The sequence below is a fragment of the Halosimplex rarum genome, assembly GCF_047715405.1.
Lineage (GTDB): Archaea > Halobacteriota > Halobacteria > Halobacteriales > Haloarculaceae > Halosimplex > Halosimplex rarum.
Map to the genome: position 1 here is coordinate 4,286,513 of NZ_CP180412.1, position 19,626 is coordinate 4,306,138.

The following is a 19,626-nucleotide window of genomic DNA, read 5'->3' on the forward strand; positions in this document are numbered from 1 at the left end:
AATAATGATGATACAGCAAGTCCACTGGGAGTTGGAGATGGACTACATTGGCCACCCATACTACGTGAGCGGGAACGCAATCATGCACGCGCTCGGTCAGCAACTCCCCTACGATGTCCATCGCTCCCTCAGTGCCAGTCACGGCGTCTTCGTGCCGGGTCAATTCGGGAGGTTCCCCGATGAACATTCCCAGAGCGGAAGTCAGCCGTACCTCGGAAGCGGCCTCCCTGACGTTGAATCCTACAACGACTTGTTCCTGCTGCGGCAGGCGTCGCATTCGTGGCTTCTTGACTCCCGACCGCGAGACGTGCTGAATACGCACGATATCCGTGTTCAGAGCGGTCATCCGTCGCTGGCCCACGAGACGATCATGGGGAAGCCCGACGGTGCATGGAAACAGCAACAGACGACGAAGTGGTACATCAACGCGTACCTACACGCTGACCGGGACGACATCCTCCCACTCGGAGAGAGTACCTTGGACGGTCTCCAGTTTGGCGGGAAGCGCAACTACGGCTACGGCATCACGCGACTGAAAGACACACAAGTCGTAGACTTGGAGGCGCTAGACTACTCCCGTCTCGAAGATGGCGAGGCGTTCATCCTCGAACTCGTGACGCCGTTCGTGCTGGAGACGGAGCACCCGAACGCCCACGGCCAGACCGTCCCATGGTGGTGGGAGGAAGACCGCCCTGATCTCCGTGAACGTGAGGAAAAGGTGCTGGAGCAGCGTGAGGTCTACAAACTCCAGACCGTAGATCACGGGCAAGTGGTCGCCTACGAAGGCGATCGTCCTGTGGAGACCGCAAAGAGCGGCCTCCTCCGGGTCGGCAGCCATTCGAAGTACGGCTTCGGTGAGCTGCGAGTGAAGCCCGTCGAACCCCTGTCGGTCCAGTATTAGAATCCAGAGAAACAGTCGAAGGGAACCAGGTGAGATGCTTCTTGCGAGACGGAGGAATGGGTCCGAAAAAGCACGTGGCAGACTGAGTAAAGAAATCGCATTTACAAAAGGAATTAATCCGAGACGTCGCCAGCGATGTAGTCGTACTGTAGGTGGTCGCTCGTCCCGACGAGAGCGGCGATCTCGTCGTTGAGGTCGTCGACGAAGGTAATGTTCTCCGTCTCGAGTTCCGCAGCCAGGGCCGTGAGTTCGTCGTCGGTCCCTGGTTCGGTCTCCATGCCTCTATCGTGTGTCGGTTGTGAGTATAAGCGCTGGGTTGCACGCTGCGTGTCGACCGACTGTCTGGTATCCGTCCGCGTTCCCGCTCTGCGGAGACAATATCAGAGACTAATCACCCCGGAGATTGGTAAGTATAGTGGTATATACTGATAATGGTGAATATTAGACAGTTTAATGGGGTGATCCCACATCGACGGTCACGTGGTTCGACAGAAACTCCTGACAGCGGTCATGGTCGTAGCGCTCGTCGCAACTGCAACGACGGGATCGGTCGGGGCACTCACCAACCCGACTGCCGGTGCGACGCAATCGATCAGTGATTCGACGACGGTGACGGTGACGAACGTCGTCGACGGCGATACGGTGGACATCGAATACCAGAACGGGTCGACCGATACCGTTCGGCTACTGGGTGTCGATACGCCGGAAACGTACGGCTCGGTCTCGCCCGGCGAATTCGAGGGCGTCCCGGACACGCAGGCAGGCCGGGAGTGTCTGCAAGCCGCGGGCGAGAACGCGAGTTCGTACGCGACTGATCAACTCTCAGGGGAGACGGTCACGCTGCAGTTCGACGGCCAGGCAGACCGACGTGGTGACTATGGCCGCCTGCTCGCGTACGTCCACGTCGACGGGTCGAACTTCAACTACGACCTCGTGGACCTGGGACACGCCCGGGTGTACGACAGCACGTTCTCACAGAGCGACTCGTTCTACAGCGCTGAATCGACGGCTCAGGCTGCCGAGCGAAACGTCTGGGACTGCCGGACGCCGAACGACGACGGGTCGTCAGGTGACGACGGTTCGTCGGGTGGTGACGCGAATGCGCTTACCATTGACTGGGTGAACGCCGAGGCCGATTCGCTCAACGACGAGCGCGTGAAGATTACCAACACTGGTAGTAGTTCGGTCGACCTGGATGGGTTCACGCTTGCCGACGAGGCGGGCCATAGCCACACGTTCGACGGCTTCACGCTCGGTGCCGGCGATTCGGTGTACGTCCACACCGGAAGCGGAACCGACGACGCTGACGACCGGTACATGGGCTACGGTACGGAGATCTGGAACGACGACGGCGACACGGCGACGGTCACTACGACGGACGGTACGGTCGTCGCCGAGCGGCAGTACGGCGAGAGCAGTGATGAGTCGACCGGCGAGGCCACCATCGAGTGGGTCAACGCTGAGGCAGATTCACTCAACGACGAACGTGTGAAGATCACTAACACCGGCAGCGGCTCGCTCGATCTGTCGGGCTGGACGCTCAGTGATGCGGCTGGCCACGAGTTCACGTTCCCCGACGGGTTCACGCTTCAGTCCGGTGACTCGGTGTACGTCCACACCGGCAGCGGGTCGAACGACGCTGACGATCTCTACATGGGTTACGGCACCGAGATTTGGAACGACGGCGGGGACACGGCAACCCTGGAGACAGCGAGTGGGACGACTGCGGACCAGCTGTCGTACTGATCGCTGGAGTTGCGGGTTCTTTTTTCGGAGCCGTCGGAGTGATATTCAGTGGTTCGCGGACCTGCGGTTCACCATCTCAGCAACTCAGTACAGGGTAAGCAGGTATGGTCAGTATAGGTGGTGCAGGTATCGTTCAGTACAGGGCAGGAACTGGAGGGGGGGAGGGGGCACACGTAGCCTTTGCAAGCCTTTGATTCACCTCTATCGCTGGGCAAGTATGCCCGTCCCAGGAGGGACAAATAATGCCTTCAAACGATGACAACAGTCTCCTCGATAAGGTAACTGGTTCGCGCAGAGCATTCATGAAAAAGGGTGCAGTGGCATCCGGTGCGCTCGCCATTGGCGGGTCCGGAGTCGTCGCCGGGCAGGAAGGCGAGGGGACCGATACCGATGACGACGACGGCGGGATTGGCGACCTCGACGACAACTGGAAGGCGCTGATATTCGCCAGTAACTTCCACCCCAACGCTCGGTTCACGTTCGTCTCGGGCGTCATCGAATGGGTCCCCAACTACGGGGACGTTCGTGACAGCTTCTTCTCGGACTACAACACCTACCACATCCGGTGGCTCAACACTGACGAAGTCGTCCCGCTGTTCGTTGCCCATGACGCAAACATCGGCGAGTACGACGACGACCTCGGGTTCATCACCGACGCCGACGACGACCAGAACCAACCCCAGTTGTTCGAGATGAACCGTGAGTGGACGCCGTTCAGTGACAACGAGCGTCTCATCACCGTCAATGCCAGCCCCGTCGGCGAGGAAACCGAAGACGACATCCTCGACAACGAAGACTGGTGGCAACAGACTGATGACGAGGGAACCGCGACGTCCACCGAGAACGCCAACTAAGGGCGATTACACCATTTTTCGGTCTGATAACCGGTTAGAGGAGTTCATTCTCTCCGTAGTAGCGAATCTGTTCAATACGCAGGTACAGTGAGCAGTTGATTCAGCCTCTCTCCGCTGAAATCATCTTGGCGCGATCGAGCCATACAAAGCGTATACTGAGCGAATCAAGGGAACCCACTTGTTGGTGGCTCCCTTACGGTCCTTGCCTATGGCCTCAGAAGAACTCGACTCGGTTGACAAGGGTATCCTGTATCTCTTGCAGAAAGATGCTCGGAATAACACAACGAACGCCATCGGTGAACAGGTCGGCGTCTCGTCCAGTACGGTCGCCAATCGGATCAACAAGCTCGAAGAGAACGGCATTATCACGGGATATCACCCGACCATAGACTTCGAGCAAACGGGGATGGGTCATCACTTGCTCGTCATGGCGACGGTTCCGATTAATAACCAAGGGGAGATCGTTGACGACCTCGTTCGCGTCCCTGGTGTGGTGAGTGTCAGCGAACTATTAACGAATAACGCAAACCTTTCAATCGAGTTAGTTGGGCAGAACAAGCAAGAAATTGAGAAGAGCATTGGGGAGATGAGTGATCTGGGTGTCGATATCGAGCGCATAGATATGCTGAAGCGGATTCGAGCGTTCCCCTACAATCACTTTGGAAAGGAATTCACGAATGAGGACGACACTGGCTAATTTCCAGCCCCTATTTAAGACACTGTAGTTATTATCAAATTGCCGATATGTTTATCCGAAGCGGAAGCATAGTCGTTCCTGATGAGTCAAGTTCAGGCCGTCGAGACGAATAATCAGAGCGTGAGTGAGGCAGTAATCGAGGCAGTAGCTGCCGCTGAGGGTGTTCGACCTACGGAATTAGCGCCATTGTACGACGTAGTTGACCCCGATGCGTTGGAGACAGTGTTCGCTGGAAAGTCATCTCTGGGGAAAGTGGTGTTCAACTACAACAGTTACGAGGTTACGGTAGATGCCGATGGCCATGTGGCCATCAAGGACTACAGTGGATAGCTACCGTAGTGAACTATGAACCGTTCTATTGAACATGAGTATTCATTTCTACCCCCTCAATCAACTACGGAATGTACCGATTGTCAAAGTTATGACGGGGAAGTAACTAAAGTAACATATGAGGGTGGGAATAGCTATCGGGCATCCATTTGTGAAGACTGCATCATAGAATACGTTATGAGTTCGAATGTCGCTGAAATCGACCGTGTACGACTATCGTGAGAGATGGTCTGTAAGCACAATCGGTGTGCCGGCTATTTCAACGAGAATAGTATCCCAGTAGTAGGATTTCAACAGAGTCAGCGTGCCTTAGTTTCCGTCAGTATCTGTTCTCGAGAATCTGGTGGATTGGTCGCCAGGTATCTTGTCAGCATTCTCCCGGAGTTGTTCTAGTAGCGGACGGATCTCTTCAAACACAGGCCCTTTCTCCACTTGTTGTTCGTCTCGATTCCACCGAATGAACCCCGCGTCTTCCAGTTTCGGAAGATGCATGTGATACATCTCCATCTGGACCTTTTCTTTCTCTATCTCGTCAAGGACGACTCCGTCAGGTTCCTGGACTTCTTGTTGTGGATTGTGATCTAAGAGCGCGAAGAGGAGATAGCGACGGTGATCGGCGGCCAGCATCTCAAATACTGTGCTGGCTTCGACCGCCGCGGAACTTTCTGTCATCACGCCCAATAGAAGTTCAATACCGACATGGCCACGGCCTTATCTATCAGTCTTTTAAATAAGGCTAGTTAGCTGTCTGCCGGTTCTGGTGCTGTGGTCACACGCAGTGTATTAGCGACGAGCGTATGTTGAGCGCGCCGAAGTCGGTCAGAAAACGACTGCGCAGTAATCCCAAGTTCGTCGGCTACCTCCGCCATCGATGCCTCTCGCGGCAGATCGAAGTATCCGAGGCCCCACGCCGTCACGATTGCTTCCTGTTGTTTCGGAGTTAGTCCGAACTGTTCGCCAGTTCGTGGGTTGGTGATCTCGTGGAGGCGGTCAAGTTGGAATGAGATGTCGTGTTCGTTCAGATACTCGGTGAATGCGTTGAGGTTGTCCTGGTCGTCGAACCGCATTCGAAGCACCCACTCATTCTGGTGTCCGCTCGCTTCGAGGATAGACGCGCCAATACTCGTGTACGCGAACACCAATGATTCCACGTGAGATTGCCATTCGGCCCGATACATCGTCATCGCCTCAGACTTGTCGAGTCGCCGTAGGTCTGTGAAGGAATCATCGGTACGTGCTGCTTCTTCGAACGTCTCAGGCGTGACGCCAGACACCCAGAAATATGGCGTGAGATACTCTTTGTCGGTTGCAACGACACGCTCAATTTCGATCACCATGTCTGGTTCGGCACCAAACGTTTGCTGGAACGCGAATGCGTCCGCCGGCACACGGAATTCACCGAAGATGCTCATAGTAGGCGTATGACTCTGAAGACTAAGACAGTTATCAGCAGATTCTGAAAGCATCACTAGGTTTCTACCGATACTACCCCCTATTCACGGTCATGTCACAGAAGTTCCCGTTCGATATGCAAGTCTACGCACCAGTGCATTCAGCCAGCTCTGCGATGAAAACAACCCTCTTCTGAATCGTTCTATGACTCCTCGTTACTTTCTTACATTTTCTGATGTGGGTACCTCGGTGTTCGTGGACTTCCGTTCTGGATCAGTGGGGACTACGTATCCCCCGCGATAGGATTGCCGGAGACAGCTGAAAGTCCACGGCATCTGTCTTGGGGGCTCTCTGCGATCCTCGCTGCGGTGCTTGCGTCGCCCGCAGCCGGCGACTGCCGCGCCCCGTTCAGTCCCACCCCGTGGGTTGGCTGTCTGTAACGTTGTTGGTTGGCCGCAGTGACGGTGGATTGGGTCAGGATCATCGCGTCGGCTCGCCACGCGCGGTGCGTGCCGCCCTTCGCGTCGCTCGCGACCGACCATTCCGGGCGTGCGGGCGCTCTCCGCACCGCCCGCGCCCGTTCCGGGCTAAAGTGAATGTGCCCTCGCGCCAGCGGGTAAGCGCGGGGGGTTGCGCGGCGTGGCTGCTCACCCCCCACGCTTACTCCGCTGGCCGCTCGCTCCGGGCGGGTAACCGCGCGTGGCTGGATTCTGGTCGCCCCGACAGCGCGTCTCGCTCGCGCCCATGGGGCGCTCGCGAAGGCGCGAGCGAGACGCGCAGACGTGTCTGTCGGTCGTGGTCGTCGGAAAACCGCGATGCTGGCACATCGCGGCAGCGGGCGCGTGAGCGCCTTCGTGCGGAAATCACGAACCAAGTGATTCCAATGAACAGTAGAACTCGATTCGGTAATGAAGTTTCGGTCGAACAGACGGACGAACAGGACGCGGAAGCGGCGGTCGACGAGACGCCGGAGCTGCGGCGGTCGGTCGACCAGGAGATTCAGGGGAAGGTCGATACGAACCACCCAGAGGCCAGGCCGGAAGGCATGACCCTGGAAGGCGAGGAGCGCTTCCGAGCGCGGGAGGCCGAGATTCGGCGCACCCGGCAACGGTGGGATCGGCGGCAGTCCTCGGACCGTGAACAGCGGACGCGCGACGTGGTGGGGTCACAGACGCGCTACGCTCGAGAGGAATCCCCCGAAGACCCGCGGACCAAGTTGAGCCAGGAGGAACTCGCGGAAGTAAACAAGCGCGCGGCGCAGATAGCTGACGACCTCGATGAACGCTCCAGAGCGGGGGCGGCGTACCGACTCGCACAGAAGGTCGCCGAAGGCGTGGACATGCTGAACGCGGCGTTGCTGGTCAAAGAGGAGTTGCACGCCTCACCCGGAGTTCCGGTTCCCATCGACACGCTCGAAACGGTTCCGCGCTCGACAGTCGACATTGAAGGGACAGTCGTGCAGTTGTGGGATTCGGATAATCCTCGGATTCAGCAAGTCGGGCTGATCGAGGACGACTCGGGACGGACGAAGTTCACGGTCTGGGAGAAGAGCAGGAAACCATGGGTCGAAAAAGGGCAGACGGTCCGACTGCGACACGTCGAGAAGAGCTGGTACGAGGGACGCGTCTCGGTGGCTGTGACCGGCTGGTCTCGCATCGAGTTCCCGGATCGTGGCCGGTGGTGGGACGAGTAGCGGGCACAGTCCTCCTCTTTTACCTCTGTGCCGGACCAGCCCAACCCCACCTCCCCGCCCACCGCTCCGTGCTCGCTACGCTGCGCGCGCAGCCACGACCGTTTTCTGCTGGTTCCCTATCACAGAGGGTGTCATAGAACTATTCGCAAGGGGGTCGTTTTCATTGTAGAACCGGCTGAATGTGCTAGTAAGTAGACTTGCGTATTGACCACTGGAGTTCCTACCAGCTTCAGATGATATTCGCATCGCTGTGCAAGACACAGCGCGCGTATCGGTCACTGAGATCTCAGCCGTTGGTGAGAAGACGAATTGGTAGAGACAGAGGAACAAGATACTGCGTCGGATCTTAGCGTTGTGATTCGCGGAGGATCAGCGGCTCGATGGCAAGTGTCCGTTTCGCTATGGTGACCACGCGAAGGACGTATGAAACGAACAGCATGAATGGAATGAGCGTCACCGCAAACGCACCGCCCACGACGAGAATGATGTGATCGAGACCGAGTGTGCTTCCTGGGAACGTCCCCGCATCGACGGTTCCGACCATGATACTCGCAACGGCCAATGCCGGGACTGCAGCATAGAGAATCATCTGAGACAAGTCGATGAGTGCCCACTGGAAGTACAGCGTCTTGATGTGTTCGCGCGCCGGACCAAACAGAGACAGCGCTGTTTTGAGGTCGTCAAGCAAGCCGCGTTCTTCCGCTGTGAGGCTCTCTTCGTATTCGTTCGCGAGACGTTCAACTTGGAAGATTTTCCAGCTATAATTGAAATTTAGTGCAGCGAATACCACGTCGAACGAGCCGAACTGCGCATCCGCAAGTTGGTCACGGACCATGTCAGCGTTCCCAGTGACGCTGTCAGCGAATTCATCGACCTCTTCTCGGAGGTTATCATTAGCATTCTTGTCGATAGACTCTCGAAGAGCCGTCGCCCGTTGTGCCGTGATTCCGATGATCTGCCGGAGGAATTCGGATGGATCGGCAGGACTCGGAGATCCGATTAATTCTTCAGTAAAGTCCCGGACATCCATCGAACTGGACATACGCTCGCGTTGATCGCCGAGCGGGCCGTTCTCCTGGGAGAGGACGAGCTGACCGATCGTGACGACGAGTGTCGTCCCAGTCACGATGACCGTGATCATCGTCGAGAACATCGTCTCAATCATGTCGCCGGACTCGAGTTGCCGTGAAAACGGTGGATCGAGGACAGCGACGCCGATGACGAATGCGACGAACACGGCACAGGTCAGGACGCTGGAGACGAGAAGGCGGTTCGCGCGCAGCAGCAACCAGAGTTTAATCCGACTCTCGCCCGAGCGCTCACGCATCGTGTTGGCCGTACTGATGTTGGTCTCGTCAGTCATACTGGCTCATCCGATTGGGAAGGTCGCTTGAAAACGAGGTACTTGGTGCCGCCTCCCTCATAGTCGATCGTCTCCACAAACTCCCAGCCCTCTGCACCGAGTTGATTCAACTCTGCTTTCGGATCCTCTGCTTCTTTTTGGGTCTCATCGCGCGGTGGGCGAAGCGTCTCGTACTCCCAGTGTGTCGCCTCTGATTCGGACATCACTCCTAGTAGGTACTGCAGCCCTCTATACTCGGTCCACTACCGAGATGGTACGTTATACGGAGAACGGAGTTATCGGTCTGTCTCCTTCCAGTCGTCCGTGTCTCCTTCACGGAATTCACCCTTGGCATGGCGCTCGTGGGGCCAGAAGGCGACGCCCAGCAGTACGACGTAGAACACACCCACAACGGCAACTACAGCAATCCCAGGAATACGGGCGATTCCAGCGGTTGTCAGCCAGTCTTGGCGCGGTGCGAACGCTGTAATTCTGAAGACCCACGCAACCAAGAGTATACCGAGCAGAGCGAGGTACACACGCCGGAGCCGGTTTGCGAGTGCTTCATATACCGAGACTTTCAGCGTCGGCCTGCGATAGTCCCTGCTCAGTTCCGCTCGCCAGTCGTGACTTTCGACACCCTCGGACGGATCGAGGGCGTTTGCGAATAGGTTCTCTTGGATCAGTCGAGCACGAGAGCGAAAGACATCGTAGTCCCGGTACCGTCGTGCTTCGATGCCCAGAAAGATGGTGACGACAACGATCCCGATCAGCAAAATATAGTGTGGGTTATCGGGACTCGAAAACGCCCACGTCAAGATTGCTGCCATCAGCGTCACCGCCCACGTCGTCGTCTGGTCGAGGCGCTGGCGCCATGTCCCCACTCGGTCGATCTCTCCGCGATAGGCGTGGGCCATCACCGACCCGAGTCCCGTACTGTCATCAACCATTTCGCGGCCAATCTCCCGGTGGTCTGGTGCTGTTGGGTCGAACTCGTCGCTACTCGAATCGGTCATAGAAGAAAGACATCTCCTCGCTCCATAAGCAGTGATGGTGACGGCGTACTCTGAGTGTTAGTACTGGAGAACATCGAACAGTACGCACCACAGTCCCACAGGACAATTCGGACAGACGCCGTCGAAATAAGGGAATGTGTAGTGCTGACTGTATCCACTATATCTTGCACGGTCCCGTTCAACCTACCGAGACGATGTCAGAATCAGTGTGCTGAATAGAGGGCGCGAATCTTGCATGGGTATCCGTTGGCAAGCCAGGCAAGTCACCTTGACTGTTCGTCCCGGGACTGGGAGCGGTGCTCGGGAGGGTGTGTCCGCAGAGCGTGTCGGGAAGCGACCTGTTGGTTACCACTTCACCCGGATTCCCTTCTCGTGGAATCGCTACGGGCCTTAATTGTCGTGCCCGCTCTACTATCGGTATGACACTCGACGTATCCATCCCGGAGCCACCCGATCTCTCGAACCGGGGGCGACCGAGCGGTTTCGACTGGGAAGGATCCGAGACCCTCGGATCCGAGGACTTCTACCGCGAGGATCTCGAGAACCTCCTCCAGGAAGGCGCGTGGCGTGAGGGGTTCGAGGAGTGGGCGGGGTACACGGATCTCGACGAGGAGGAGGTCCGAATCGTCGACGACCTCGACCTGTTCCAGGCCTTCGACTTCTACCGTAATCCAACGGACGACCACCTCCGCTTCGACGCCCCGACAGTGCCTGAAGACTGGCTCGAGCGCGACGTGACCGAATCGCTCGATTCGAGTTCGGTCTCGGCCATCAACGGCGAGTTACATGACCTCGGCCGGGCCGTCCACGAGACACTCCAGAACTACCTCGAGCGGACCCGCGACGCCTCCGACCGGAACGAGGAACCCTTTGGCGAGCGCGAGGAGTAGATCGAGGTAACGGAGGAACGCGGGCGGTAGTAGGGTGGGCGTTGGTGAGGCGGAGGGTGGAGTGGCGGACGGTGGCGAACCGGGCGGTGGATTGGCAGGCGTTGGAGGGGTCAAGAAGCTCCAGAAGGTGGTCCGGGATGAAACCCTAACCGTAGCTAAATCCACCGAATACCGCGCGCGAACTACATGGGTCGTGCTCCCGAGTCATTGGCGACTCAGGAGGCCCTCTCGATCCAAAAGGTCTACACCCAGCAGTGGGAACCGAAGACCAGCAACAGCTCCAGGGCCGCCGGGATCGCGTCCGTCGGCGACTGAATCGTTTTCCTGGTCTTGGGGAGTGGCTTCGAGATCTGGGTCAGTCGGAAGGGGAAGTTCGACCCACATCTCCGATAGGCAGCCCTACTGTTATCCGCCTGAATCCACTACCATGAAATATGGCAGATGATAAACAGGGCCGAGATGAGCAAGCGGATGATCAAAAACGTCGCCAGCGAGAGCGGATGCAAGAGGAGGCACGTACCCGCGACGATGAAGAAGAGCCGATGCGCGTCGACGCTGGTGAGGGGCTTGGTGATCTTGATGAAGCGCTCAAATCGCACGACTATCCAGCCACGACAAATGAGTTGGTTGAGGCCTATGGCGATTATGAACTTGAAACTCAGGGCGGCAAGAAATCCCTGGAGGACGTGCTCGCTTCAACTGATGACGAAATGTATGACTCAGCCGAGGACGTTCACAGACGGCTACTGGAACTCATAGGCCGATAGCACAACGGTCCAACACACTCATCTCGCAAATTGGACCGCCCGTGCTGAGATAAGCTCCGTCTGTGGTTACCCCTCTGCTGAATCCACTCTCTGTATCTTGTACGCAGTTTCTGACAAGAAGTGAGAGTATCAGAATCCGTCACGTTACATCCTTCGCCTGCATTGACCGATTTAGAGGTGTTGCAATGATGGTGTGGCAACCGTTCTATAACTCCCTGTATCACAAGCAACCGGTTTCTCTACTGGCCTCCTCACACGGTGGGTTTGTCGCGCCCGAAAGGCATGGGGGCGCACGATCCGCCCTCGGGAGTAACTGATCACCGTGAGTTCACACGATGACTCGACCGACGTATCTATCGACTCGATTCCCATCGATATCGAGGGAACTGACTCGGAGCCAGTCACTGGGGAAATCTAAATGCCATCGAAGCACGTACGCATAGCTATGTCCGAGCCGGATGCGTCGACCGCGCTCTCTGGCGATACTGCGCATGCCGATGCTGCCGAGGCATTCGTCAAGCGTGCGCGCTCCCGGTTCGGTGAGCGGATCGGGGAGTTGTATCTGTTCGGCTCGACAGCGCAGGGAGACGCTCACGGACTCGCCAGCGACATCGATGTTCTGGTTGTCCTCGACGCCCCCGAACGAGAAGCGACTGCCGATGGACTTCGCGAACTGGCCTACGACGTGATGCTGGAGTACGGTCCCGTCGTCGAACTGCATATTCTCTCGGCGGAGACGTTCGAGCGCTATGAGCGAGGGGGCGACCCATTTATCGAGAACGTTGTCTCCGAGGGGCGCTCGTATGTCTGAGGACAGCGATCCAACGGAATCCAGCCCGTCAGTCCAGCGAGGGCTTCAGCAGGCGAACTAGACGCTCACGGATGCAAAGACCGGTCAGACAACTGGCCTCTCTGATGCCGCAGTCGTCAACCGACTCTACTACGCAGCCTTCCACGCTGCACAGGCAGTTCTCTACGACTACGGACACAACCCTACGTCCCACGGCAGAGTCATCTCCCTGTTCGGCTCGGAAATCGTTGTCGATGGGGAGGTCTCCCGCGAGCAAGGTCGATTTCTGAATCGTCTGTCCGAACTTCGAAAGCAGGCCGATTACGGCTACGAAGCGATTTCCGAGGAGATCGAGGAGCTCCTGGAGCGGACCGAGCAATTTGTCACAAAGATGGAGACGCTTTGCGCCGATCAGGACGAGCCGTGAATTCGTGAGGACCGCGGTATCGAATCTTGTCGAGCCGATCTCGATCGGAGAGGTCATCGTCGAATTTGACGGCGAGATCGATATTCGACGAACGAGCCAGTGTCCCGAGATTTACGACCCGAACGCCACAACGAATTCGACGTCCGGATCGGCGCAGGCTGACTCTTCGAGGGTGTCGAGAACCCTCGAAGCTCAATTGGCAATGGGATCGAGCGTGATTCACCGGTCGTCTGGGTCTCTGTCCCCCAGCGTCGGTCTCTCGATCAGATGGCCACACGGGAGCGCACGGCACTCGGTCGGGCCGTAGATCTCGATACCGACTAGCTCACAGCCACAGGTCGGACACTGGGCCGGGTACCAGTGGGTCTCCTTCGAACGCTGCGTCCCTCGATCGCTGGTCGGTTCTGACATAGAACGGGCCGTCAATTGGCTCTTCTGGCGTGCTGTTTGCAAGGTGAGTCGATGGCCGTGGACTCTCCGACGTTCGATTCTCTGACTGGCGGACTGCCAGTACTACATGATTTAATGATACGTCTGTATAAGAATTCTCATTAAATAATGTGGCTAGCCACATGAATTTATTATTGGAACTTGATAAGACCCCGCCCGCCGATGTAGGGGCAACGTGGCTAACCGTCGCACGCCGCCGGGGTGGATGCAGTTGCCGATAGACGATCGGATCCTCGAGTGTCTCTCGTCGTCGGGCCTGATTCTCTCTCCCTCGGTCATCGCCATCAACATCGATAAATCTCGTGATGAAGTGAACCGCCGATTGTCGACGCTGACCGACGAGGGATATGTAGAACGCGTCAAACGGGGATACTACCAGATCTCGGAACCTGGGGAGCGGTACTTGCAGGGCGGAATCGACGACTCCGGATAGTATTTGGAATTCACCGACGCCGTGTTCATTCGAAAATCGACTACTGTCTCGGTGAGCGAAGACCGTTGAGTGTAAGATGCCCCTCTAGGGGATTATTTTGCAGTATTCGTACCTATTCTCAGGTCTGTCGATTCGCTCAATGTAGGTCACGTAGTGACCGAAACACATCTTCAACTGTTTTCTTGTTAGTCCTCCTCATGGCGGTTTCAAGTGGTAGGGTTTAGTGAGGAACCATGTGATGGACAAGGTTGTTTGCTGTACCTGCACGCCTGTGGTGGGAACACGGTTCGGCGGCGATCGCGAGCGGGCGCCATCAACGGCGGTCATCGAAGCGGTTGCAGCCGCGGAAGGTGTGGCCCCGACAGAACTTGACCCAATTTACGATGCGATTGATCCAGAAGCGTTAGACACACTTCTCGCGGACCAGAACGACGCGTCGACATGTGTTCGGTTCGATATCAGCGGGTGGACTGTCTTTATTCGCGGAGATGGTGCGCTCCGGGTGTGCGATCCTGCTCTACAAACTGACCCAGCGTCAATATTTGATAAGTCAGTTGCCGATTAATTTAGCCGTACACTGAGCGGCGAATTCATTAAATATCTCACTGGGATTAGTGTCCGGTTCTCCCTCCAGAGTCGGATCTGGTCAGTACAGGGAAAGTACATACCATTCAGCAAAGGTCGTACGCAGACCGATGGAGATCGCTAATATGCCACTTGTTTATTACACCAGCCAGATTTAAAGTTCTTCGAGATAAAGTGAGCTATTGAGTACCATGGTGGGGATACATCATGAAAATGGTGCGCAAGTGAGCGAGAGGTGGGACACCGTTTTCAAGGCTCTCTCGTCCGAGCCGCGTCGCCAACTTATCGTGTCTCTATTGGACGCTGGACCAGAGCAGTCAGTCCCGTTACCCGAGAGTGCGATAATGCCCAACGTTCCACCCGACCAAGAAGTACTCCGTCAGGAATTACACCACGTCCATCTGCCGATGTTAGCGGAAATGGAGTTCATTACCTGGGAGACTGAACCGCTGAGCGCCTCACGCGGTCCACGATTCGATGAAGTAGCGGTGGTTTTCGAAGCGCTCCACGCGGAAGCGGGCCGTATTCCCGAGTCAGTAGTTCTTGGCTGTCAACGACTTGAGGAAGAACAGCAGAAGAGCGTCGAACTTTAAGAGACAGCTTACGCGGTCAGTTCGCAAGTCCACTTACCAGTGTATTCAACCAGTTCAATGATGAAAACAACTATTTTGTGAACCATTCTCTGTTACCCCCGACTCGTGCGGTTCTTTCCGATACCTGTTTTGATATTGCTGGTCGGAACCGATTACGCACTCTGAGTACGCCGCAAGCGTTGCGTCAGTGGTGTCGGTGAGCCGCTGGCGAATCTCAGTCCGATCCCATCCCAGCGGCGAAAGGACGCTCTCGATGGCGCGGACGAGCTGTGTCTCGTAGTACGATTCGTCGTAGTCGTCGACCGCTTCGTGGGCGAGTGCAACCCGCTCCTGAGACCCCTTCTCGTCGTCGACGACCACGTACTCAATGTCCTGGCCGGGGTGGACGTCGAGGCCCTGGTCGTGGGCGCGTTCGAGCGCGGCGACGTTCTGGGTGTACTGGGTGTAGGCGTCGACCGGTTTGGAGACGCGATTCCGCTCGACGAGGTCGGCCGGGTCGACGCGACCCGCCTCGAGTCGGTCGATGGCCGTCTCCAGTCGGTCGACGACCGACTCCGGGTCACGGGTCTCGTCGAGGACGCGGATGCAGTCACGCTGGACGCGTTCGACGAACGGCGGTGTCGAGCGTTGACGGGCTTCGATACCGCGTGTCTTGTACGAATCGTCGCCAGCGCGTCGGCCGAAGTACTTCGTCAGGGCGCCGGCGTCGCTCTCGCGCTGCGGGACGAACGCAACCCAGTCGTACGCTGCCTCGTATTCGAGGCGGATCCCGATCTCGTTGGTGAGGTCGGCGGCGATCGCATCCAGGTCCTCGCGCTCGCTCGACTCGAACTCGGGATTGGGCGTCACCCAGATCGAATCGACGATGCCGTGGACGACGTCCCACCCACCAGATTCGAGGCGCTGTTTCGCTCGCAGCAGGATCTCGCGAGCGTAGGCGTTGATCGCCTCGTGGCACTCGATCCGGCCGAACTTGGCGTTCGAGAAGCCCTGATAGCCGAAGCAGGCGACGAGAATCCACTTCAGCGCGTCCGACCGCCCTTCGAGCGCTTGCAGGCGGTCCTCGTCGGGGTCGTCGCGCTGGCGTTCCTCGCGGATGGCATCCTTGATCACGTCGCGGTCGTCGATGATCGGCTGGAGGACGTCGACGAGATATCCCTGCTCGTCACAGATCGCGTAGTCGAGTTCGGGCACGTCCGCACGGTCGCGATGGCACTCACAGCGGATGACGTCCGGCGAGACGTTGCGAGTGCAGATGATGTTCGGGTAGAGGCTGGAGAAATCGAGCTCGTGAACGTCCTCGTGCAGCCCAACGTTGGGAGCGAAGATGAACCCGCCCCGGTCGGCGTCGTGGAGCGTCCCCATCGGCTTGTAGAACTCGTGGCGCCAGGAGTTCCAGGGCGTCAACACGCCGCGAGCGGTCGCCTCGCGTATCTGGATGGCCGTGAGGACGTTCCCGATCGACGCCCATGCGAGTTCCTGCAGCGGCTTGTGTGAGCGCCCGACCAGGTCGAGGATACCGTCGAGATTCGTCTCCCCATGGAAGAAGGTGTTCGACTCGTCGACGATCGCCCGGCCCGGGACGTTGTAGCGAGCGGGCGAGTGGCCGACGCGACCGTAACTGGCGTACGTGGATCGCCCGGCGAGTTGCTGGTAGTCGACGTCTGGCCACCGACTCAGCGAGAACTCGTCGACACCTGCGTCGGTGGCCATGTCGTACAGTGTGGGGACGAGGTCGCTCGTCGAGCAGACGAGCACGTCTGGATCCCGGTCGTCGACAGCGGCCTGGACAGCCCGGACGATGCTAGCGGGTGTACCCGCGACAGACTCGCCGTCGACGGTGAGTTCGCCGTAGCTATCGCCTGCCGTCTCGGCGACGGGGACGGCCAGCCGGAGCGTGGCAAGGTCGCCTGTCGGCGTCGGGTCACAGCCCGTTTCGAGACAGTAGCGAAACTCACGGGTAAAATCCACGTTAAAGCAGGCCAGGTCGCCGACGGGGTATTCCGTGAGCTGGCGACCCTGGCGGGCGAGCGGCGTGACGCGATCGACGTGGTCGACGTCGACGGCGAGGACGCGCTCGTCGGCACGGCGAAAGCCCGGCCGACGCTCGACGAACTCCGTCGCCACGACGTCCGGGTGGCGGTCGTAGAACTGGCGGAGGCGTTCGAGGTCGACGCCGGCGTCCGGATCCCGCGGCGCGACGTAGAACCGCGGCGTATAGCCCTCTTGTACGATCACCTCAGCGCTGTCGCTCGTCGTCGTCCACTCGAGGACGCGACCGTCGTCGAGGAAGTCGATCGTGTAGGACATCAGGTATTCATATCCTCCAACACCTGAGAGAACGTCGGAAGTCACGATAAGCCGTGGCGTGTCGTTTCCGGGTTTCAAGAAAGGGGCGAGAAGAACACAAACGACGGCGTTTCAAACCCAGTAACTACTAGTAGACGCTATTGTGCCGAAAATCGCTATACGACAGATGACTGCACCAAACCAATGTCCTATATCAGTCATATCTCTCAAGTCTGCTGGATTAGAAACAATCTCAGCAGAACGCCCTTCATTTCACGTTTAAGTTACTGAACCAGCCGGCCACTACACACTGCCTATCTATGAAGATTGTCTTCACCGCTTCACGGCCTATCTGTCTCGTTTCGTCCGGTGAAGAATATATTCGCTCTGTGGGCCAGAACTCGATATCTGTGGCCTCATCCCCCCCGGATCAGTCTCTCATCTGTTATTGCGTAATCGATAACGTAGGTGATCCTGTTGTAATGTAATCCTTGATGTGTACTGTGCATATTACTTTCACTCTGGTGTCGGACAATTGATAACGCAGAATCTTGTACGTAAGTAGCAAGTCATGGGCACCGATCCGCAACCAGACACTCGCATGGGTGTGAGCGAGACTTCACAAACTGAGGACGATACTCTCAAAGAAGCGCTGCAGTCGATCAACGGTCGAAGTTTCGAGTTCTTCGTATCCGAACTGTGGGATGCGATGGGGTGGGAGACCGAAGTCACCCGCGAGAACAACGATGACGGGGTAGATATCATCGCGAGACGCGACGGCATATATCCCCAAAAACGGCTGATACAGGCCAAACGATTACAATCTGGTGACTCGATCAACCGAAGACAGGTCCAGCAAGTCTCGTATCTGCACACTAAATCGGACGTCGACGAGGTAATTCTCGTTACAACGGGCACGTTCACTCGCGGTGCGAGAACATCTGCAGATCGGGCGAACGTCAAGCTCGTCGACATCGACGACCTACTGCAGTTAGTTCGCGAGTACGCCGATGCAGAAAAACTTCGCGAACACGGGTACGTCCGGACGGATTCTGGACAGAACGCATTCAACGACGAAGGCGCGGGCTCTGTGGACCACCCACTAATTGAGCAGTCTGCTATCTCGCATCCGCCCGCTCCGGATCCCAAATCGAAGCCACAAGCACCTGGGTTAGACACCGACAATCCCGTTGATGTCGATTTTGGACCCCTGCTACGAAGTCTACCGGACCAACTGTCCTATCGGACGCGATTTGCGCTACTTCTCCAGCAAGCAAGTAGCGACCCACTCGATGTTGCTGTTATCGCGCCACCTTCCATGCCAGTCGACAAGATCGGGGCCTGGACACAATGTCAGCGTCCAACACTTTCAGTAAATTGTAGCCATGTTTCCGAGAGGACTCTCTACGGAGACTACGACCGCGGGAAAGAAAAACCAGCACTGCTCACCGCTGGCGACCCGGATGTTATCTGGTTAAAGCAATTCGACAATCTATCCAACCGAGACAAGCTGGCGGAACCGCTCAATCAACATCTTCTCACACGGGCAGACGGCACGGTAAATCAACGAGATATCGGCAGTTCATTGTTACTTACAACTGAACCGAGGTACGGGACGTTCGATCAGTATGAAACTCTGTATGAGCAGATTCCAATATCACCTCGAATAGCCTACAGCTGCGACGCGGTCTGCGTAGACGTCGGTAGCCACTACCTTTCCGTCCCGCCGGCACTACAAATTGAAACATCTGGAAGCGGTGTCTCTGAAGACAGATTGCGAACTTACTTATCGAAAGCGCGCGCAAAAGAGATCGACGTCTCTGAGATTGATTTCAATCGTGTATTGACGGTATTGGAACAGTTTATCGGTGAAGATGAGGATCTCACTATTCGCGAACTACCGAAGAAAGACACTCTCCTCAGGTTATCTACTGCCTGTGCAAAGCTTCGGCTTGGAGATGCTATTCATCCGGTTGACATCGCGTATTCACTCCAATTTGCGTGGCCGCTCGCTTGCCGCTCAATTGCGATAGGCGAATTTTCGGATGTGTGGGGCGAGTTGCTCGACAAGTCAGTGACGATGCTGGGATACGAACTTGAAAACGAGATTGAAGAGAAGATTGGCACAACCAAGTCACAGAGGGATCGGATAGAGGACCTCAAGACGCTAATAGAGGACATCGAAGACGAGTATGAAGATGGGGCTCCCGTAGATGTGATTGTTGAACGAGCAGACAGGGCAGGAATGGACAGAGCAAAAGCTGAGCATGAGATTGAACAGCTGAAACAAAAGGGAGAAGCATACGAACCGAGGACCGATCACCTTCGGACGACGTGATCACTCCACGTTTCCGGTGAAGACGCAGGGGCATACCTCTTTGACCACTTTCACCCTGGTCACAGAGGGTTGAAAATACCCGAATTCATATTT

The 19,626-nt window shown here is 56.9% G+C and carries 21 protein-coding genes and 1 pseudogene; 15 read left to right on the plus strand and 7 right to left on the minus strand.

What is annotated here, in order from left to right:
- The first annotated feature begins 1 nt into the window (after position 1).
- Positions 2-901 carry a hypothetical protein gene (locus tag ACMGFH_RS20435; protein WP_415383288.1) on the plus strand — a complete coding sequence of 300 codons (900 nt, stop codon included), beginning with the start codon at positions 2-4 and terminating at the stop codon, positions 899-901.
- A 113-nt stretch (positions 902-1,014) separates the two neighbouring features.
- Here the strand turns inward: ACMGFH_RS20435 and ACMGFH_RS20440 are convergent, their stop codons facing one another.
- The gene (locus ACMGFH_RS20440) at positions 1,015-1,179 is read right to left on the minus strand and encodes a hypothetical protein (protein WP_415380454.1); all 165 of its coding nucleotides are present in this window, start codon (positions 1,177-1,179) and stop codon (positions 1,015-1,017) included.
- A gap of 202 nt (positions 1,180-1,381) precedes the next feature.
- On the opposite strand from ACMGFH_RS20440, the gene ACMGFH_RS20445 reads away from it, so the two are divergent.
- The 4 genes from ACMGFH_RS20445 (at position 1,382) to ACMGFH_RS20460 (ending at position 4,528) form a co-directional block, all read left to right on the plus strand.
- Positions 1,382-2,647 (plus strand): lamin tail domain-containing protein, encoded by a 1,266-nt coding sequence (locus ACMGFH_RS20445; protein ID WP_415380455.1) that lies wholly within the window; start codon positions 1,382-1,384, stop codon positions 2,645-2,647.
- A gap of 242 nt (positions 2,648-2,889) precedes the next feature.
- Entirely contained in the window at positions 2,890-3,501 is a 612-nt protein-coding gene (locus ACMGFH_RS20450) for a twin-arginine translocation signal domain-containing protein (protein ID WP_415380456.1), read from the plus strand.
- Positions 3,502-3,709: 208 nt separating this feature from the next.
- Positions 3,710-4,198 (plus strand): Lrp/AsnC family transcriptional regulator, encoded by a 489-nt coding sequence (locus ACMGFH_RS20455; protein WP_415380457.1) that lies wholly within the window; start codon positions 3,710-3,712, stop codon positions 4,196-4,198.
- Positions 4,199-4,279: 81 nt separating this feature from the next.
- Complete coding sequence (locus ACMGFH_RS20460) at positions 4,280-4,528, plus strand: HalOD1 output domain-containing protein (protein ID WP_415380458.1); 249 nt, start codon at positions 4,280-4,282, stop codon at positions 4,526-4,528.
- Positions 4,529-4,837: 309 nt separating this feature from the next.
- Here ACMGFH_RS20460 and ACMGFH_RS20465 read toward each other — a convergent pair whose 3' ends face one another.
- Entirely contained in the window at positions 4,838-5,200 is a 363-nt protein-coding gene (locus ACMGFH_RS20465) for an ArsR family transcriptional regulator (protein WP_415380459.1), read from the minus strand.
- A gap of 68 nt (positions 5,201-5,268) precedes the next feature.
- On the minus strand, positions 5,269-5,940 hold the full coding sequence (locus ACMGFH_RS20470; RefSeq protein ID WP_415380460.1) for a bacterio-opsin activator domain-containing protein: 672 nt from the start codon (positions 5,938-5,940) through the stop codon (positions 5,269-5,271).
- Positions 5,941-6,803: 863 nt separating this feature from the next.
- Here ACMGFH_RS20470 and ACMGFH_RS20475 point away from each other — a divergent pair.
- On the plus strand, positions 6,804-7,613 hold the full coding sequence (locus ACMGFH_RS20475) for a DNA-binding protein (RefSeq protein WP_415383289.1): 810 nt from the start codon (positions 6,804-6,806) through the stop codon (positions 7,611-7,613).
- Between the two features lie 346 nt (positions 7,614-7,959).
- On the opposite strand, the gene ACMGFH_RS20480 is transcribed toward ACMGFH_RS20475, so the two are convergent.
- The 3 genes from ACMGFH_RS20480 to ACMGFH_RS20490 form a co-directional block, all read right to left on the minus strand.
- Entirely contained in the window at positions 7,960-8,976 is a 1,017-nt protein-coding gene (locus ACMGFH_RS20480) for a hypothetical protein (protein ID WP_415380461.1), read from the minus strand.
- On the minus strand, positions 8,973-9,179 hold the full coding sequence (locus tag ACMGFH_RS20485; protein WP_415380462.1) for a hypothetical protein: 207 nt from the start codon (positions 9,177-9,179) through the stop codon (positions 8,973-8,975). Before ACMGFH_RS20485 ends, ACMGFH_RS20480 begins: the two co-directional genes overlap by 4 nt.
- Positions 9,180-9,251: 72 nt before the next feature.
- A complete protein-coding gene (locus tag ACMGFH_RS20490) occupies positions 9,252-9,971 on the minus strand; it encodes a DUF2270 domain-containing protein (protein ID WP_415380463.1) in 720 nt (239 codons plus the stop codon).
- Positions 9,972-10,390: 419 nt separating this feature from the next.
- On the opposite strand from ACMGFH_RS20490, the gene ACMGFH_RS20495 reads away from it, so the two are divergent.
- From ACMGFH_RS20495 to ACMGFH_RS20530, 8 genes and pseudogenes are all read left to right on the plus strand, one after another.
- Entirely contained in the window at positions 10,391-10,861 is a 471-nt protein-coding gene (locus tag ACMGFH_RS20495; RefSeq protein WP_415380464.1) for a hypothetical protein, read from the plus strand.
- Between the two features lie 186 nt (positions 10,862-11,047).
- Positions 11,048-11,176 carry a hypothetical protein gene (locus tag ACMGFH_RS20500; protein ID WP_415380465.1) on the plus strand — a complete coding sequence of 43 codons (129 nt, stop codon included), beginning with the start codon at positions 11,048-11,050 and terminating at the stop codon, positions 11,174-11,176.
- Positions 11,177-11,295: 119 nt separating this feature from the next.
- The gene (locus ACMGFH_RS20505; RefSeq protein ID WP_415380466.1) at positions 11,296-11,628 is read left to right on the plus strand and encodes a hypothetical protein; all 333 of its coding nucleotides are present in this window, start codon (positions 11,296-11,298) and stop codon (positions 11,626-11,628) included.
- Between the two features lie 445 nt (positions 11,629-12,073).
- On the plus strand, positions 12,074-12,439 hold the full coding sequence (locus tag ACMGFH_RS20510) for a nucleotidyltransferase domain-containing protein (RefSeq protein WP_415380467.1): 366 nt from the start codon (positions 12,074-12,076) through the stop codon (positions 12,437-12,439).
- A 169-nt stretch (positions 12,440-12,608) separates the two neighbouring features.
- Positions 12,609-12,845 (plus strand): annotated as a pseudogene (locus ACMGFH_RS20515) (HEPN domain-containing protein); the annotation flags it as partial.
- 655 nt (positions 12,846-13,500) lie between these two features.
- Positions 13,501-13,728 carry a transcriptional regulator gene (locus ACMGFH_RS20520; RefSeq protein ID WP_415383290.1) on the plus strand — a complete coding sequence of 76 codons (228 nt, stop codon included), beginning with the start codon at positions 13,501-13,503 and terminating at the stop codon, positions 13,726-13,728.
- A 238-nt stretch (positions 13,729-13,966) separates the two neighbouring features.
- Positions 13,967-14,293, plus strand: coding sequence for a HalOD1 output domain-containing protein (locus ACMGFH_RS20525; RefSeq protein WP_415380468.1), 327 nt, complete (start codon positions 13,967-13,969; stop codon positions 14,291-14,293).
- A gap of 211 nt (positions 14,294-14,504) precedes the next feature.
- Positions 14,505-14,906 (plus strand): hypothetical protein, encoded by a 402-nt coding sequence (locus tag ACMGFH_RS20530; protein WP_415380469.1) that lies wholly within the window; start codon positions 14,505-14,507, stop codon positions 14,904-14,906.
- 54 nt (positions 14,907-14,960) lie between these two features.
- Here the strand turns inward: ACMGFH_RS20530 and ACMGFH_RS20535 are convergent, their stop codons facing one another.
- Entirely contained in the window at positions 14,961-17,216 is a 2,256-nt protein-coding gene (locus ACMGFH_RS20535; protein WP_415380470.1) for a type B DNA-directed DNA polymerase, read from the minus strand.
- A gap of 550 nt (positions 17,217-17,766) precedes the next feature.
- Here ACMGFH_RS20535 and ACMGFH_RS20540 point away from each other — a divergent pair.
- Entirely contained in the window at positions 17,767-19,533 is a 1,767-nt protein-coding gene (locus ACMGFH_RS20540; protein WP_415380471.1) for a restriction endonuclease, read from the plus strand.
- Positions 19,534-19,626: the final 93 nt, after the last annotated feature.